Genomic DNA, 205 nt, shown 5'->3' with positions numbered 1-205 from the left:
TTTCGGGCGGCACGGTGAACGTGTCGTCGGGAGGCGCGATCGACCACACGACCGTCAGCAGTGGCGGCATGTTGAATGTCCTGTCCGGCGCGACTGCCCACAATGTCAGCGTCTCCAGCGGCGGCACTTTCAATGTTGCCGGCGCGGTGACCAGCAACGTTGCGGTGTTTGCCGGCGGTACGGAAATCGTTTCGTCCGGCGGGTC

The 205-nt window shown here is 64.4% G+C and carries 1 protein-coding gene; it reads left to right on the top strand.

Features of this window, described 5'->3' with window-relative positions:
• The coding region (locus FNJ47_RS49665; protein WP_163163986.1) for a hypothetical protein at window positions 1-205 on the top strand (205 nt) is incomplete at both ends.

Source organism: Bradyrhizobium uaiense (assembly GCF_010811875.1).
Lineage (GTDB): Bacteria > Pseudomonadota > Alphaproteobacteria > Rhizobiales > Xanthobacteraceae > Bradyrhizobium > Bradyrhizobium uaiense.
Note: the sequence above shows the minus strand (reverse complement) of the source record. Positions and strands in the feature narration are given on the sequence as shown.